At 47.5% G+C, this 17,975-nt stretch carries 4 protein-coding genes; all 4 read left to right on the top strand.

Annotated elements, in window-relative coordinates:
* The first annotated feature begins 16 nt into the window (after window positions 1-16).
* Genes VY86_RS21760 through VY86_RS21775 form a run of 4 tightly spaced genes read left to right on the top strand, consistent with a single transcriptional unit; the run spans window position 17 to window position 17,407 of the window.
* Window positions 17-12,508 carry a hybrid non-ribosomal peptide synthetase/type I polyketide synthase gene (locus tag VY86_RS21760; protein ID WP_046977033.1) on the top strand — a complete coding sequence of 4,164 codons (12,492 nt, stop codon included), beginning with the start codon at window positions 17-19 and terminating at the stop codon, window positions 12,506-12,508.
* The gene (locus VY86_RS21765; RefSeq protein WP_046976537.1) at window positions 12,505-13,770 is read left to right on the top strand and encodes an MFS transporter; all 1,266 of its coding nucleotides are present in this window, start codon (window positions 12,505-12,507) and stop codon (window positions 13,768-13,770) included. Before VY86_RS21760 ends, VY86_RS21765 begins: the two co-directional genes overlap by 4 nt.
* Before the next feature lie 28 nt (window positions 13,771-13,798).
* A complete protein-coding gene (locus VY86_RS21770) occupies window positions 13,799-16,996 on the top strand; it encodes a non-ribosomal peptide synthetase (protein WP_046976538.1) in 3,198 nt (1,065 codons plus the stop codon).
* A gap of 51 nt (window positions 16,997-17,047) precedes the next feature.
* The gene (locus VY86_RS21775) at window positions 17,048-17,407 is read left to right on the top strand and encodes a nuclear transport factor 2 family protein (protein ID WP_046976539.1); all 360 of its coding nucleotides are present in this window, start codon (window positions 17,048-17,050) and stop codon (window positions 17,405-17,407) included.
* The last annotated feature ends 568 nt before the right edge of the window (window positions 17,408-17,975 follow it).

Below are 17,975 nucleotides of genomic sequence, written 5' to 3' on the forward strand. Positions count from 1 at the left end.
TCTTAGGAAAAATTTTGTGAGTAATTATTCAAACACCTTATCGAATGTTCCATTCTTATTGCCAACGCCTGCTCAACGCAGGCTATGGTTCATCAGCCAAGGAAATATGGACTTAGCATTATATAACGTGCCATTTTCGTTACGTTTGCATGGTTTGTTAAATGAGGAAGCGCTTGAACAAGCTATTATTTTTATGATTGAGCGCCATCCGGTGTTGCGTTCACAATTTCATGTTCTCAATGGAGAATTGCAGATAGCATTGAATCCGCAGTGGCCTGAATTACGTATCAGTGATCTCAGCGATTATTCCCCGGAGGAACGCGAAACCAAAGTACAGTCTATCTGTGATAACGAAGCCAGATATTGTTTTAATCTCAATAACGATTTGCCTTTTCGTTATTTACTGCTTCGCCGGCAAGAGAACGATCATCAGTTGATATTTACACTTCACCATATTGTATTTGATGATTGGTCGACTCACGTTTTTCTTAATGATTTTAGCCATGCCTATAACCAGTATAAAGTAGGCCAACAGCCTAAGTTGGCGACAATTACCTACCCGCATGCCAGTGACTCTGTAATAGATATTCATACGAATAGCACTCGTCGGCAACGCTTACGCGATTATTGGGGAAAACAGCTGGCGGAATTGCCTGAACTACATAAATTACCCACCGATCGACCACGGCTATTAGAACAACGGGGACGTGGCGCGGTATATCAGAAGTCACTTCCTTTATCTCTCGTTGGACGTATTTCTAAAATCTGCCAACGTTATGGATTGACACCTTATATGGTGGCAATTTCCGCTTTTGCAGTATTGCTGAATCGTTATTCACATGATGACGACATCGTTATTGGCAGTCCATTTGCGAATCGTCACAATATTGATGAACATGTCCGCCTTGGCTTTTTTATCAATTTATTACCGTTGCGTTTTCGCTTTAACAAAGGGATAAGTTTCAGTGATCTATTGGTTCAAGCGCGCGATATATTGCTTGATGCATATGAAAATGCTGATTTGCCGTTTGATGAGATTGTCAATGTGGTACAACCCCTGCGTTCTCTGAGTCATCCCCCTGTTTTTCAGATTATGTTTGATTATTTGAAGAGTCCGGGACAAGCATTACAACTGGATGGGTTAGCAGCAGAAGTACAATTTATCCATTCTGGTACTGCTAAATATGATTTGACGTTATCGATAGAAGAATCCCCGAATTCACTACTCTGTCTGGTTGAATTTGATACCGATTTGTTTGATAACCTCACCATTACTCGCATGGTGAATCACTATGAGAAATTGTTGGATGCATTGTTAAGTGAACCTGAGCGTTCTGTCGCCAAATGTAGCATGTTGCCACCAGAAGAGCTGGAAACACTGGCTCGCTTCTCCCGGCCAGCAGAACCTCTGCCGGTATTGGCGTTTATTTCAGTAGCTGAGCGCATCAAGTCACAAGTGCATAATAATCCAGATGCACGAGCTATTGTTTGGCGTAATCAACGTTTCACCTATGCTCAACTGGATGAGTACGCACAATGCCTGCTCGCGAAGATGCGCCAGTGTGGCGTTGGGCCGGGTAGCCGGGTTGCCGTATTGATGAGCTACCGGCCAGAAATTGTCATCTCTTTTTACGCTATTCTCTCTGCCGGTGCGGTTTATGTGCCGTTGTCCCCCTCTGATCCTCGCTTCGCCGATAAGATAAATGATGCACAGCCAGTACTGATCCTCACCAGTGAACAGGATGCTGTTGGTTTGCTTGATTTTCATGCCATTGTGCTGGAAGTTGATAGGCTGTTTCGTCAACCAGCGCCGCCGGATGTGCCGCCAATCTGGTCAGTTCAGGAGAGTGACTCAGCCTATGTTATTTACACTTCTGGTTCAACCGGTAATCCAAAAGGAGTAGAGGTAAGCCACGGTAGTCTGCATGCATCGTTCCATGCCTGGTGCCATGACTATCGTTTCACCCAACCCGGGGAGCCGGTATCACTACAACTTGCTGCACCGATTTTCGATCTCAGTATAGGGGATTTCAGTCGTACTCTGGGCTGTGGTGGATGCTTGGTTATGTGTCCGCGTGAGTGGTTGCTAGATGCAGCTGAAATGCACCGCTTAATGATGAGCGAAGGCGTGACCTTCGGTGATTTTCCTCCTGTGGTACTGCGTCAATTAATTCAGTTCTGTCAGGATAATGGGAAACGTCTGGATGGATTATCAACACTGGTATGTGGGGCTGATGTCTGGTTTGGTCATGAGCTGCACGCAGCACAAGCGCTGTGCCGCCCAGACGCGCGTATTCTGGGTTCTTACGGTGTAACTGAAGCAACCATTGATAGCACTGTTTTTGATCCGGAAACACATCCATTGGAGGCCGGGCGAGTAATTCCATTAGGTAGGCCGCTGGCTAGCTGTGAGCTATTCATTGTTGATAAACACCTGCAACAAGTGCCGATTGGCATTAGTGGTGAATTGTTGATTGCAGGTGTTACCGTAGCAAAAGGATATCTCAATAATCCTCAACTCACGGCAGAGAAATTTATTACCGGCAAATTCGATAACCAAGGCCGTTTTGTGGCAGACAGTTTTGTGGCAGACAATAACAATAATAGTAGTACGCGATTCTATCGCACCTCGGACATTTGTTGTTTCCTGGCTGACGGCACTATTGATTTCATGGGACGCAGTGATCATCAGGTTAAAATTCGCGGTTTTCGCGTCGAGTTAGGCGAGGTGGAGAGTGCGCTATTGGAACACGCAGATGTGCGCCAGTGCGCGGTTGTCGCCTGTAATGACAGTACAAATAATAAAGTGTTGGTCGCCTATGTTGTGTCATCGGCTGATACTGACAAGTTACGTGGTTATTTGTCCCTGCGGCTACCCGAACATATGATGCCGCGTGCTTTCGTGTTTCTCGATAAATTACCAACTACCCCCAATGGGAAGGTTGATCGCAAGCGCTTGCAGGTTCCAGATTTTTCGCTACCAGAAAATCAGGAATCTATGATAGAACCGGCTAACGCTCGTGAAGAACAATTGCTGGCATTATGGAGAACGGCATTAGGGGTTCAGGTTATCGGTACGGAAGATAATTTCTTCTATTGTGGTGGCAATTCATTAATTGCTGCCAATCTGATTACGCAGATCAATAAGACATTTGGTGTTCAGCTTAAACTTTCCGCTATTTTCAATCATCCAACTATCGCCGGGTTGGCCTCGTTACTGGACGGTATTGAAAAGGACAGCGTTGAAAAGAGCAGTACGAAACAGAGTGTTGCTGTGCATCACGTTTCGCAGGCCAGTGATTTACTCTCATTCGGCCAGCGCAGTTTGTGGTTGATTGCCATGCAACGGCCGGATGATTGCAGTTACAACGTACCTGTCACATGGCGTCTGCATGGTAATCTGCATTTTAATGCGTTAATGCAGGCGCTGAATGATGTAGTGCAACGTCATGATGTATTGCGTACCACATTCTCCAGTCAAGTCAGCAAAGTAAACAAGCCGGATGGAACATCCAGTTTTGAACCCAGTTATCAGGTTGCGCCTGAATTAACGCTAACCCTGCGCCAACAGAATATCTCCGGCGGCGAATCTGCGCTGGCATCGAAGTTGCGAGAAGAAATGATGGCAAGTTTCGATCTCGCCAATGGGCCACTCATCCGTGCGGTACTGTTTACATTGTCTCCGCAAGAGCATGTGCTTTGTATTACTCTGCATCACATTATTTCCGATGGCCGCTCGCTGGCAATACTTTTTGATGAGTTACGGCACTGCTATCAGGCACGTCTGGCCGGTAAAGCACCCATGCTACCCGTGTTGGCAGCAAACTATGGGCATTTCATTACCTGGCAGCGCACTCGACTGACTGAACCGGCGGTACAGCAACAGATTCATTTCTGGCGTCAACAATTGGCGGATGCGCCAGCTACTCTGATACTGAATGAGATGGCTGCACCAACTGACGAAGCGGCTGCAATAAGTTGTGTTGTTCCCCAAGTGTATGTTGAAGGTGTAGAGAAATTGGCTCGCGAGCAAAACTGTACACCGTTTATGGTCTGGTTGAGTTTATTTGCACTCCTGCTGCGCCAGCAAAGTAATGAGCAGGATCTTATAGTCGGAACACCGGTGTCGCTGCGCACCATACCTGCATGGGATGCGCTGATTGGCTACTTTGCTAACACTTTACCGGTACGTATCAATAGCCGTGAGTTACACACTTTTCAGCAACTCTTAATGCATACGCGACAGGTTAGTCTCGACATCCTTGAAAATCGTGATTTACCGTTCGATTATTTGGTACAAACACTTAATTTGCCACGTGTGGCGGGTAAAAATCCTGCTTTCCAAACTATTTTCTCCTGTGAACTGGATCAACCAAACGATGCAACATTAGGAGACATGAAGGTTTCAGACGTTGAGTTGGGGGACTATCGCGCCAAAATTGATTTGGAGCTGGCTATTAATCGTGTAAATGGTCAGGTTTACGCTCATTTTATGGCAATGCCGGGGGGATTATCTGCCGCCACTCTAGGACGGATGAGTGAGTATTTACTGGCTATGTTGCCACAACTCATTGAAAAACCAGATATTGCATTGGCGGATTTGTTGACGGTTAATGCTGGCCGTAGTACTCAACCAGAACTCATGGCTGATAAGCCACAGGGATTGTTTCAGTTGTTTCAACAGAACCTGTCCCGGTATGGCGGACATGTGGCGCTGGAAAGTGATGAATTAAGTCTGAGTTATCAGCAGCTTGATACATTGACCGCATATGTGGCTCAGCAACTCCAACAAGTAGATGTAAGCCGAGGTGATCGAGTTGGCATTCTGATGGGGCACCATCCACATAATGTCACGGCAATGCTGGCAATTAACCGGATTGGTGCGGTGTTTGTGCCATTGGCTCCTGATAACGCCGAACCAGCAAATCGGTATGTGATTGATAATGCGGAAGTAAAAGCGATATTGTGCCGAAATGAAACAGCGCCTCTGTGCCAGCGTCTTGGTCTGGCGGCAATTAATATCGATGAGTTAGATATAGCCAATGCACCCTATATGACTATGGCGGCGATCTGTCAGCCGGATGATTGTGCTTACGTTATTTACACTTCTGGCTCAACGGGTAAACCGAAAGGTGTTGCTGTCACCCACCGCAGTGTCTGCCATAACATTCTGGCAATCCGCGATGAGCTGAGGCTTGAACCTTCTTCTCGCATAGTGCAGTACTCCTCGCCCGTGTTTGATGTGATGTTGGGAGAAATTTTTCCAGCGCTTGTAGCGGGTGCTTGCGTGGTCTTCGGTAAGAAACAGCAACTGTTGCCTGGCAGTGATCTGACAGAGTGGCTGGCACATAAACAGATTACGCATATGTGGATTGTACCTTCCGCGTTGACGATAGTGCCGTTAGTACCGCTGCCTAATCTCCAGGTGCTTATCGTAACCGGTGAACCTTGTATGCCCGAAGTCGCCCAACGCTGGTCTGTAGGGCGTAGGCTGATGAATGGATACGGCCCTACTGAATGTGCGATTGTGGTATCCCTTACCGATTATCATGCCGAAGGACAAAATCTAGTGCTGCGTCCAATGGGCGATATTCGCTTCCATCTGCTTGATGAACAGAGAAAGCCCGTGGCACCGGGGGAAATGGGTGAACTTTATTTAGCGGGAACCTGTGTTGCACAGGGCTATCTGGGTATGGATGAAAAAACCGCTGAGGTGTTTTTACCCGATAGCTTTGCACCACAATTAAAAGCTCGTATGTACCGTACCGGCGACATGGTGCGCCAACGCATGGATGGCGCACTGGAGTTTGTTGGTCGGGTTGACCGTCAGGTAAAAATCCGTGGTCACCGAATTGAACTGAATGCTGTGCGTGCCGCCCTAAGTGCGTTACCGGGTGTACGTCAGGCCGAAGCGCTGGCGATCACCGATAGCAAAGGGAATAAAGAGTTGGCGGGATACATTGTCGGCGAAACCAGCCGCAGTGAGATCCTGAGCGAATTACGCCAACAGGTTAATGAAGTGATGGTGCCGACAGCGCTGTTCTTCCTTGATGCTCTGCCTACCGGTATTACGGGAAAAATCGATCTGAAAGCGTTGGCTGAAATGAAACTGACACGTGCCGGTCAGCATCAATCTTCTCCTTTGCCAGCCAAAGTTGTGTCATCACTCAGTCGCGTTGAAGCTATCTGGCGTGAACTACTGGAGAGGGATGAGATCGGTTATGACGAAAACTTTTTCGATGCTGGCGGCCACTCACTACGGGTTATGGCGCTATTCCAGCAATTGAATGAGGCGTTTGGTGGAGGCTTGTCTGTGACCGATATTTTCGCTCATCCCACCATTCGACAACAGGCTCAACTACTGGATGCGCTGTCGCAGCAAAAAACACCTGTTGCAGCCACACCGCTGATAGTCACTGAAAAGAGAGCAAGACCAACGTTGGATATTTCGACTCTGGATAGCAATGCTATTGCAATTATTGGTATGACGGGCCGCTTCCCACAAGCGCCAGATCTCGACACTTTTTGGCAGAGGTTGTTGGCGGGTTACGATGCTAGTGTGGAGTTGTCTGACGAGGAATTGTTACAACGTGGCGTCGATCCAGCGCTGTTAAGTCACCCACAGTTTGTCAGACGCGCACGTTTGCTGGAGAGGTGTGCGGAGTTTGATGCACGTTTCTTTGGTTATTCATCACGTGAAGCGCAGGTGATGGACCCGCAACAGCGGTTGTTTCTTGAAATGGCATGGGAAACGCTGGAACTATCTGGCTATGGCAATGATAGTACACCGCGCTCAGTGGGAGTCTTTGGTAGCAGCGGCTTCAATTATTACCTGCTGGAAAACATCATGCCAAATAAAGACCGGATGCACCTCGATCCCGGTCAGTGGCAAATAGGTAATGACAAGGATTTTATCGCTACACGTACTGCCTACAAGCTGAACCTTAGCGGACCGGCTGTCAGTATTGGCACCGCCTGTTCGTCATCACTCACCGCTATTCACTTTGCCTGCGAAAGCCTACGGCGTGGTGAATGTGGTATGGCATTGGCAGGTGCTGTAGCGCTGGACCCGCAACAGGTTGGCTTTGTCCATGTCAGTGGTGGAATTATGTCTCCAGATGGCCTTTGCCGACCATTTGATGCGGCGGCCAACGGTACAGCCAGCGGCAGCGGCGGTGGGATGATATTACTAAAACGTCTGTCCGCTGCTTTGGAGGATGGCGATACCATCCATGCGGTAATTAAAGGTTCTGCTGTCAATAATGATGGTGCACAGAAGGTGAGTTACACGGCACCAAGTATTGACGGTCAATCTTCAGTGATCAAAGACGCGCTGCGTAATGCCGGGGTATCGCCTGCCAGCATCAGTTATATCGAAGCACATGGTACGGCGACCTCTTTAGGCGATCCAGTAGAAATACGTGCGCTGACTCAGGCTTTCCTGGAGCAATCTGATGGTGAAGTGTTACCTGTAGGGAGTTGTGCAATAGGTTCTGTGAAAGGAAATATAGGACATATTGATGCGGCTGCCGGTATAGCCGGTGTAATCAAAACCGTGTTGGCGCTACGTCACCAGACTTTGCCGCCAAGTATTCACTATCATCAAGCCAATCCTGCAATCCACTTCGAACAGACCCCGTTTTCTGTAATCAATACAGCATGCCCGTGGCCGCAAACAAGTAAGCCACGTCGTGCCGGTGTAAGTTCTTTCGGCATTGGTGGCACTAACGCGCACCTTATTCTGGAAGAAGCTCCGCGCCAGCAAGATGTCCGTATATTAGATGACGAGCTCTGGCATCTGCTGCCGATTTCAGCGAAAACGCCACAAGCGTTAATTCAGCAAGTGGAACGCTTGGCAGTCGCACTGACTACCGGTAATGAGCCATTGGCGGATATTGCCGGGACTTTGCAACAAGGACGCAGCGCTTTCAGTGAGCGTGCTTTTGTTGTGGGAAGAGATCGGGAGCAATTAATTAATCAACTACGCCGACTATCACCACAGACTAAGACTATGAGTCGCAAACAACAGCCTCGATCGGTGATTTTTATGTTTCCGGGACAAGGCAGTCAGTCTATTGAAATGGGTCAATCGCTCTATCTGCGTGATGGTGTATTCCGCCAGCAATTTGATCGCTGTGCCGAACTGCTACAGCCACACATCAAACTGGATATCAGGCAGTTAATTTATCCGCAATCGGAACGCGACAATGCTGTCAGCCGGTTAAATGCTACACGTTATACTCAGCCTGCGCTGTTCACTGTTGAGTATGCACTGGCCTGCCAGCTACAAGCTTGGGGTATTACCCCCCAAGCAATGATTGGTCATAGCCTCGGTGAACTGGTTGCGGCCTGTGTAGGGGGTATGCTTGAACTGGAAGATACACTGGCATTGGTAGCAAATCGAGCTGCAATCATGCAGCGCCAGCCCACAGGGGCAATGCTGGTGGTACAGGCATCATCTGAACGTATGGTTTCGCTGGCACCAGAGTGTGAATTTGCAGCGCTCAACGGGCCTGAACAGTGCGTGATAACTGGCAGCCATGACAATATTGCGATACTGGAAGAGCAATGCAACAAGGCAGGTATTTCTTGCCGGCGACTAACGACATCACATGCATTTCATAGTTCATTGATGGATGCTGCCGCACAACAGATGCGGGAATTCAGCGCAGGCTTCACGCTACAATCCAGTACCATTCCGATAATATCCAATATCAGTGGTAGTTGGTTCAGTGAACAAGATCGCGATAATTCTGGTTATTGGGGAGATCATCTGCGTCGGCCAGTACGCTTTTATGATGGTATTCTTACGTTGCTGAACCATTATGACAATCCAATCCTGCTTGAAGTCGGTCCAGGGCGTGCACTGAGCAGCATGCTGAAAGATCTACAGCAGAAAGGCCAGGCTCAGATACTAACCACGATGCGCCATACTCACCAGCAGAAACTGGATGAAGAGGTATTGTTCAATACTGTCGGGCAGTTATGGCAGCAAGGTGTCGCTATCGATTGGGCTGCATTTAGTCATTCACACAAATTACATCGGGTTATGCTGCCAGTGCATCCCCTCCAACGCCAACATCTCTGGTTGGAACATCCTGTCACTACATCAGCCACGGTTATAAGTACACAACAGAGAAAACTACCGATTTTCACACAGTTATCGGATAGAGAGGGGGTCACACAATTTACTTGTAAGCTAGATGATAATGTCTGGTTTATTGATGAACATCGCATTTTCGCAGGGCAAGGTGTATTACCGGGCACAGGTTGTCTGGAATTAGTGCGTCGTACTTTTAACGAATTACAACCCGGTGGCACAGCTACTTTCAGTGAAGTTTACTTCCCCTCACCATTGGTACTATCGTCAGGTGTTGAGCGTCAGATACGCATCAGCTTGACCGCCATTGATCGCAGCTTTGCCTTTACGCTGGAGTCTCGCGACGATGGTAATGACATGTGGCAACTCCATGCAAACGGCAATATTACTGCCATATGCTCTCCACCAGCAGAGATTGTTTCACCTTATGAGCTACGTCGGAATTTGCAGCTTGAAGAAGTTGCAGAGGCGCCGGAGCGTTTCAATCAGGCATTTGCTGACTATGGACCGCGTTGGCAATGCATTGCAGGTGTGTGGATGGGTGATCGCTGTGCGTTGGCGCAGTTGCGACTCAACCAGGCATTTATCGATGATTTGCCTGATATTGCATTACACCCGGCTTTACTCGACTTGGGCACGGTGTTCCTACATGCCTGTCTGTTGCCGGGTGATGCTTCAATACCATTCCATTACGGTTCGCTGACGCTGCACCAGCCATTATGTGCCGAATTTTACAGTCTGGCGGTTGAAACGGCTCCACGGACTTATGACATAACGCTATTTAGTTGGGACGAGAGCCAGAATTGCAAGCAGGTGCTGGTTGAAATCCACGGTTACAATTTACGTCAGTTCAATTCCTTACCATTCCAGCCAGCAAGCGAGTCGAATGTAGTACGGTGGTGTCGTTACCCTCGATGGTTGCCGAAGCCTCTAGGCGAAGCAAAACAGAATCGTGCACCGTGGTTGATTTTTGGTGCCCAAGCCGCTGAACTGAGTGATTTATGGCAAGCAGCAGCGCCCGGCAGTATCGTTGTTGAAGATGCTGATGAATTTCTGCAACAGAGTACCTACCGCTTTCGTTTGCGTAAGGATCAGCCCGAAGATTATCAACGGCTGATAGATTGCCTGATACAGCAACAAATGCTACCAGAACGTATCATCTGGTGCTGGACTGCGGCAGGGATTTCTCAACCAGAGGCCGCGTTTGAACAACTGGCGGCTGCAATTAAAGCGCTTACCGGTCATCACAGGGTTTTTAATATTACCCTAATTTCCCGTGGGTTACAGGCAGCCAGAGTGTTGGAAGCCTGTAATGCCGCACCCGCGCTTGGTTTGCTCGGAATATTGGCGGCCGAGTATCCGGGGTGTTCTGCACGTCATATCGATCTGGATGATGACACTTTTGCTACATATCAATCGCTGATTGCGGAACTGTATACGGATATGCAACCGGAAGAAGCAGCAGAAGGAATACCGGTTACCAGCATTACGCTTAAGCAAGGTGAGCGTGAATTGCAGACATTGACTGAACTTGATGAGATCCCGCACCAGCAAATTCTGCGTGATGGCGGTGTTTATCTAATTACTGGTGGGCTGGGAGGTATCGGTCAGTCACTGGCGCGTCACATCAGCAATAAATGCAGTAAGGTTAAACTCGGTATTTTGAGCCGCCGGGGAACTAATGCGGCAAGTGAAGCTTTACTCGATGTGTTACAGAAATCTGGTGCTGAAGTCATGATGTTGCGCGCTGATGTTGCTGACGGTGTGGCATTAAATGAAGCACTGGCACAGATGCGAGCAAGATTTGGTGCTATCAACGGTGTGATTCATTCAGCGGGTATTGAAGCCAGTGGATTGCTGGAGCATGGCACGTCGCAGGACTGGCGGCATGTGATGGCGGCAAAAGTCAGTGGTACACAGCAACTGATGACGGCGATGAGTCAGGACTCTGTCGACTTTGTTCTGTTGTGCTCTTCACTTGCCTCATTGGTAGGTGGAATGGGTCAGGCAGACTATGCGGCGGCGAACCGTTATCTTGATGCCGTGGCACACTACTGGCGACAGCAGGCTATACCGGTAACGTCAGTTAATTGGGATACCTGGGCAGAAGTGGGAATGGCCGTGGATTATGCTGCACGCCATCAAGAAAGTGTGATTGGTCTCAGTAATCAAGAGGGCTGCGCTATTTTCGATCTGGCTATCGCCGGAATGGAAGCACAGATCGTTGTCAGTAAATTTACTCCTGTTCGGCGCACACAATTACAGGATTTATCAGTGATATCTGATTCCGCCAGCCCAGAGGAAGCAGTTCGTCAATTGTGGTATGAGTTACTAGGTGAAGAGACGATTAACCTGGAAGATGATTTCTTCGAACTGGGCGGTCATTCACTGTTGGCAACACAGATGATCTCCCGTTTGCGTGACCATTTCCAGTACTGTCTGACGCTGGCGGAGTTTCTCGAACAGCCGACAATGGCACGTGTTGTCCGTTCACTATCTGACGATAAAAAGAGCCTGGCTCCTGAGAATGCCCATATCCGCTACTGCCTGGTGCCAATTAATCACGGCGGTAATGGTAATTATTCACCCTTCTTTTGTGTGCCGGGTATGGGCGGCAATGTTACCCAATTTATGCCCCTGGCCGCGGCATTACCACGAGAACTGCCATTTATCGGTATGCAATATTTGGGGCTTGATGGAAAAACTGCGCCGCACCAATCGGTGGAAGAGATAGCAACACATTATATTACCTGTTTGCGCTCGGTTCAGAAGCAGGGACCATATCATATCGGCGGTCATTCATTAGGTGGAAAAGTGGCTTATGAAATGGCACGGCAGCTTCATGCTGAGGGAGAAAGCATCGGTTCTCTAGTGCTACTCGACTCTGCCGCGCCACCCTATGCACCAGTTCCGTATCAGGAAGATGCTGATATTGCCAAAGTTATTCTTGGTATTTTTGCCTACTACACTGACCGGCTGGAAATGATCGACAGCTTGGATGACGATGAAATGCGTGCATTACCCCGCGAGGCGTTACTAAGCTATATCAAAGAGCAGCTAAAACGTTTCTCGTTGATTCAGGCGCAGAATGATATGGGCTCAATTAACGGATTGTTCAATGTCTATCGGGCTGCGTCGGATATGTCACCGAAATATCGTCCAATACCCGTACAGTTGCCAATTCCTATGCTGTTAGTAAAAGCGGTAGAACCCTTACCGAAAGGGGTTGTTGTGCCGGAGATCCGGGAGACCAATGCCTGGGGTTGGGAGAAGTTCTCCAGCCTTCCCATTCGTATCGCAGAAGTGCCGGGGAATCATTATAGCTGTCTGATGGAAGAGCACGTAGCACATGTATCGCAGGCGATAATCCATCACTTTCCGTCAATAATAAAAGGAGGACAGGTATGAGTGATTCTTCCCCAACGGTTCACCTTCCTGAAAACCGCCAGCATAAACACCGATTAGCCGTGATCCTAATGACATTGGCTGTGGATGCTTTGGGTATCGGGATTGTACTCCCAGTTTTACCCGATCTGTTGCGGGAGATTGCCCCTCAACCACCGGAAGCGGGTGTGCCGTTAATCGGGTTATTTGTCTCACTATATGCTTTTGCACAGTTCCTTTTCGCCCCGTTGTTAGGGGCGCTTAGCGACGCTTGGGGAAGGCGGCCGGTATTACTTTCAACACTGTTTGGCACAGCGCTGAGCTATACGCTGGTGGCGACAGCACCGTCATTAGGATGGCTGGTGGCCGGTATATTTCTTTCAGGCTCCACTGCCGCCAGTACTTCCGCTGCATCAGCTTACGTAGCAGATGTGACACCAGAAGCACAGCGGGCAGCGCGTTTCGGTCTGGTCAGCGGTGTTCTTGGCTTCGGCATGGTTGCCGGACCAGCCTTCGGAGGGTTATTGGGCATGATTGCACCGCGCCTTCCGTTTGTGATTGCTGGCTCACTGGCAGCCGTGAACGCTATTGCCGCTATGTTCGTTCTGAACGAAAGTCTGACCAAGGAGAACCGGCGTTCGTTCGACTGGCGCCGTGCCAACCCTTTGGGCAGCCTGAAACTACTGGCGACGGATGGGGTACTGAGACGACTGGTTTATGCTTCGGCTCTTGGCATGGTGGCTTATGGCATTTTTCTGGCCTGTTTTGTCTTACTCAATGAAATGCGTTTGGGCTGGGGACCACGTGAAAACGGTCTGGCTCTCACCGGGCTCGGCGTCGGGATCATCATAACGCAAACTTGGTTGCTAAAAATGTTCGTGGCGCGCTGTAACGAATACCGCACAGCGATCATCGGTTACGGACTCTATATGTTGGCGTTTATCGCTTATAGCCTGGCGATATCACCACTTATTGTTGCTGGTGCAATTGCTTTGCATGCACTGGCGTTGATCAGCGATTCAACGCTTCGTGCTTTGATTTCATTGCGTGCAGGCAATGAGCGACAAGGGGAATATCTGGGAGCACAGAACTGTATGTTGGGTCTGGCTATCACTGCTTCACCGCTATTGGGGGCGTTATTGCTGCATTTTTCATCTCGCCAGGGACAATCTCTCTATTTTCAAGGGCTTCCCTTTGTTATTGCTGTCGTTGTTTGCTTCTGCGCCATATTGATTTTACTGCGTGGTTCTCAGGCAGACATCACATTACGCAATTTATATAAATAAAAATATCACCAGCCTGTGAGGATTAATTATGAAACAACATCAAGGGAGCTATTACCCCCTGACCGCAGCACAGCAGGAAATTTGGCTGGCTGAACAATTAAATGTAAGCGCAGGAATTTATAACACTGGTTGTTATATTGATATTTCAGGCGCTATCGATATTGAGACACTTAACTCGGCATTGTCCCAGTTGATAGATGAAGCTGAATGTTTACGAGTGGTGGTTGTACCGCACCCACAAGGACTACAACAACAGATTGTTACCAACCTGCAATGGAAATGTCCGCTTATTGATTTATCTAACCATGTGAATGCGGTAACAGAAGCTGAAATCTGGATGAAGGCTGAATTGGTGCAGCCGATGGAGTTAACACAGGGGCCGTTGTTTGGTTTTGCGCTGCTAAAAATCAGTGATGACCACTATTTTTTGTTTATCCGTGTCCATCATCTGGCTAGTGATGCTTTTGGCACTACGTTGCTGATTCAGCGGCTTGCTGAACTGTATACCCAGAAATTGACTGGCACTGCTGAGCTGGAAAATCCTTTCGGGCCTCTTAGCGATCTGTTGGCTTTTGATGAAGAGTACCGCCGCTCGGAAAATTTTCAACATGACCGTCAGTGGTGGTCACAGTATATGGCAGGCCGAAGTGAGCCACAGAGCCTTGCCATAGGGGCGAAACCCGGTCAGTTTGCCGACTTGGGTTCGTTCAGTTGCACTCAGTGTGAAATCCCGGCAAAGGTCAATGATATTCTGCGTACTCTGAGTGAAGAGAGTGGAAGTAGTATGGCTCAAATTATTATTGCAATCGTTGCTTCCTGGATTTCTCGTATGACCGATAAGCAGGATATTACTTTGGGTATGCCAGTAACTGCGCGTTCAGGGCGTATGTTACGTAGTATTCCAGGTATGGTATCCAATGTATTACCTCTGCGTCTGACAATAGATCCTGCTCATTCCATAGGTGACATTAGTAAGCAGGTCAGCCAAGAAATCCGCCAGTTACTCAAACATCAGCAGTATCGTTCTGAAGATATCTATCGTGATTTACAGCGAAATGGTTCTGCCCCCCGCTTGTTTGCCCAGAATATCAATGTGATGCTGTTTAACAGCAATGTGAGCTTTGCGGGTAATTTTGGGCGTACCAAAAATTTGTCCAGTGGACCGGTAGAGGACCTCACTGTGACCATTTATTATCATGGCAAAGGCGACAGTTTGCAGTTTACGCTCGATACCAATGATAACCTCTACACTCCCCACGATATTAACCTTCAAAAATCTCTTTTTCAGTATTTCATCACTGAATTGCTGGCGGATATATCACGCCCCATTGGTGAACTGACATTGCCAGGTTGGCACATAGGAGGCAGCCTATTACCTGCACGGCGCACAGTATTAAATGAAGAAACTCTGACCTCGCGCTTTGAACAACAAACAATTGCAATGCCAGATAGTGTGGCGCTGACTTATCAGCAGGAGAATATTAGTTATACGGTATTGAACCAACGTGCTAACCAACTGGCGCGCTATCTGGTATCACGGCAAATAGGCCCGGAACAGCGTGTTATGGTCTGCTTACCTCGTTCTATTGAGATGATGGTGACACTGCTAGCTATCATCAAGGCTGGTGCTGCTTACCTGCCAGTGGAGGCGGATTATCCGCAAAGTCGTCTTGATTTTATGATTGACGATGCTGAACCTGCTTGTGTGATCACCACCAGTGAAATTGCGCAACGCCTGACAACCAATACCCCCATGGTATTGCTAGATGATCCCGAATTGATCACCCATCTGGAAATGCAGAGTGTTGCTGATCTGTCTGACAAAGAGCGCTTGCAACCGCTGATTTCAGCACATCCTGCCTATATCATTTACACTTCTGGTTCCACCGGTGTGCCCAAAGGCGTAGTAGTGACTCATCATAATGTGATGCGTTTGCTACAAAGTACTCAGCGCTGGTTTAATTTCTCTGAAACTGATTGTTGGACAATGTTTCACTCTTATGCTTTTGATTTTGCTGTCTGGGAGTGTTGGGGAGCATTGTTGAATGGCGGAAGACTGGTGATTGTTCCCTGGGAAGTGAGTCGTTCACCTACAGATTTTTTGCAGCTTTTGGTTAGCGAAAAAGTGACGGTGTTAAATCAGACACCTTCAGCGTTTCAGGCGCTGATCCATGCTGATCGCGAAGCCCCTAAGCTTGGGCAGAGTTTGGTGCTACGCACGGTGATTTTTGGCGGAGAAGCGCTGAATGCGCATATTCTGGAGGAGTGGTATCAAAGGCACGATGACAACACACCTCAGTTGATCAACATGTATGGTATTACTGAAACCACTGTACATGTGACCTATTTCCCTCTTTCACGTGAAGTCGTTGCTCAGCCTGCTTCAAGTCTTATTGGTGAACCTATTGATGATCTCGGTATTTATATTCTTGATGAGGTTCAGTGCCCGGTTCCGGTAGGTTTTGTGGGTGAGATATATGTGGGCGGCGCAGGGGTAGCGCGTGGTTATCTGAATCGTCCTGAACTCACTGCTGAACGCTTTATTGCTGATCCTTTTATCGGCACAGATGCGCGTATGTATCGCACGGGTGACCTGGCAAGATTGCGTCGGGATGGGGTATTGGACTTCCTTGGCCGTACTGACGATCAGGTTAAAATCCGCGGTTTCCGTATTGAATTGGGCGAGGTGGCGGCAGCGTTAAATGCACACCCTGATATCGTGCAGTCTGAGGTCATTGTGCGTGAAGATGAAGGTCAACAAAAGCGGTTGGTGGGTTATGTCATTGCTCATAAAGGTATTACGCTTGAACCACAGTTAATACGGTCCAGTCTGACCACATGCTTGCCGGAAGCGATGATTCCAGCGGCAATAGTGCAACTTGATCACTTCCCGTTGACCATTAACGGAAAGTTAGATCGTAAAGCGTTACCGAAACCCACGTGGAACAGTGTAGTAGTCAATGAAAGTGGCGCCTCCAGCCCACAGGAACTCTCGCTTTGTCGTCTGTTTGCCGAGTTATTGGGATTAGAAAATATCTCTCCAGAGGATAATTTCTTTGAGCTTGGCGGTGAATCTTTAGTTGCAATGCGGGTAATAGCAAGAGTGCGTAGTGACTTCGGCGTTGAAATAACGTTACGCGATCTATTTAACGCACCGAGGGTCAGTCAACTGGCGCAACGATTAAACGTTTTGCAGCAGGAAAATGAAGTCATCAGCCAGACCTAAATTTTTAACGCGATTATGCTGGCAAGTAAATAAAACAGAGGACAAAACATAATGAACCGAATAGATGAGTTAACCGCAGAACTTCTTAGCTCAATGAATCAGTATGACCTTAAACGACTGGATAATATTTTTTCTGAAGATATTTCACTTTATTATCCGGGCCTTCCACCAATGGTAGGTAAAAAGATGTCGATTATTTTTCTCAAGAAACTTTTCTCAAATTTTGAATATTTACATTTTAGGAAAACTGGTTTCATTGCTAGTAATAGCCAAGCTTGCGTTATTTGGGAAAATGAAGGGCGTCGTAAAAATAGTGATATTTATAGCAATATGGGCGTAACATTAATCGAAATTATGGACGACAAAATAGTTCTCCTCAGCGATTACTTTAAATTTGAAGTGCCTCATTAAGTAGGATATCGCTGTAATAAAAATTTGGAGCACTCTGGATATTGTATTTGGTTTAGATATTATCGCTACGCTCTTGTTTTATTAGTCTGGCTTGCAAGGAGAAGGTGAAACAGCGGCTATAAGCTGTTTCACCTTTAGTAACAGTTACCATATGTAACAACATGGATGATTGGGTATAACCGTTTCATGCAAAGATAACCACAACTGTTCTATTTTGTTTCGTCAGGGAGAATAAGATTAATATCGATCAATACCGCTGCATCTTTGTATAATTATCATAAACATATACATTTTCCCACTGATGTGTATCTTCAAGTTGATATTCATTAAGTTTTCGGCTTTGTGCATGAGTTAATAAATTCAATAACCAGGGGTGTTCCTGAAAAGCCTGCAAAATAATATTCCTTGATATCTTCCTCAGTTGGTATAGAGAAGCTGATCGCTATTTCTGACATTATTCGTTTCCAAAATTAACCTGCTTAACAACCATAAACAGTTGGCTTTCATATAAAATTGCCAATTTCCCCTCAAATTGATATTTATCCACCAGCATTTTTAATCTTTCGAT

The sequence above is a fragment of the Photorhabdus thracensis genome (assembly GCF_001010285.1).
Classification (GTDB): domain Bacteria; phylum Pseudomonadota; class Gammaproteobacteria; order Enterobacterales; family Enterobacteriaceae; genus Photorhabdus; species Photorhabdus temperata.

Bases quoted from the DNA above. Each gene is read 5' to 3' on its own strand.
- VY86_RS21775 (WP_046976539.1), top strand. From the start codon at position 17,048: ATGAACCGAATAGATGAGTTAACCGCAGAACTTCTTAGCTCAATGAAT.
- VY86_RS21770 (WP_046976538.1), top strand. From the start codon at position 13,799: ATGAAACAACATCAAGGGAGCTATTACCCCCTGACCGCAGCACAGCAG.
- VY86_RS21765 (WP_046976537.1), top strand. From the start codon at position 12,505: ATGAGTGATTCTTCCCCAACGGTTCACCTTCCTGAAAACCGCCAGCAT.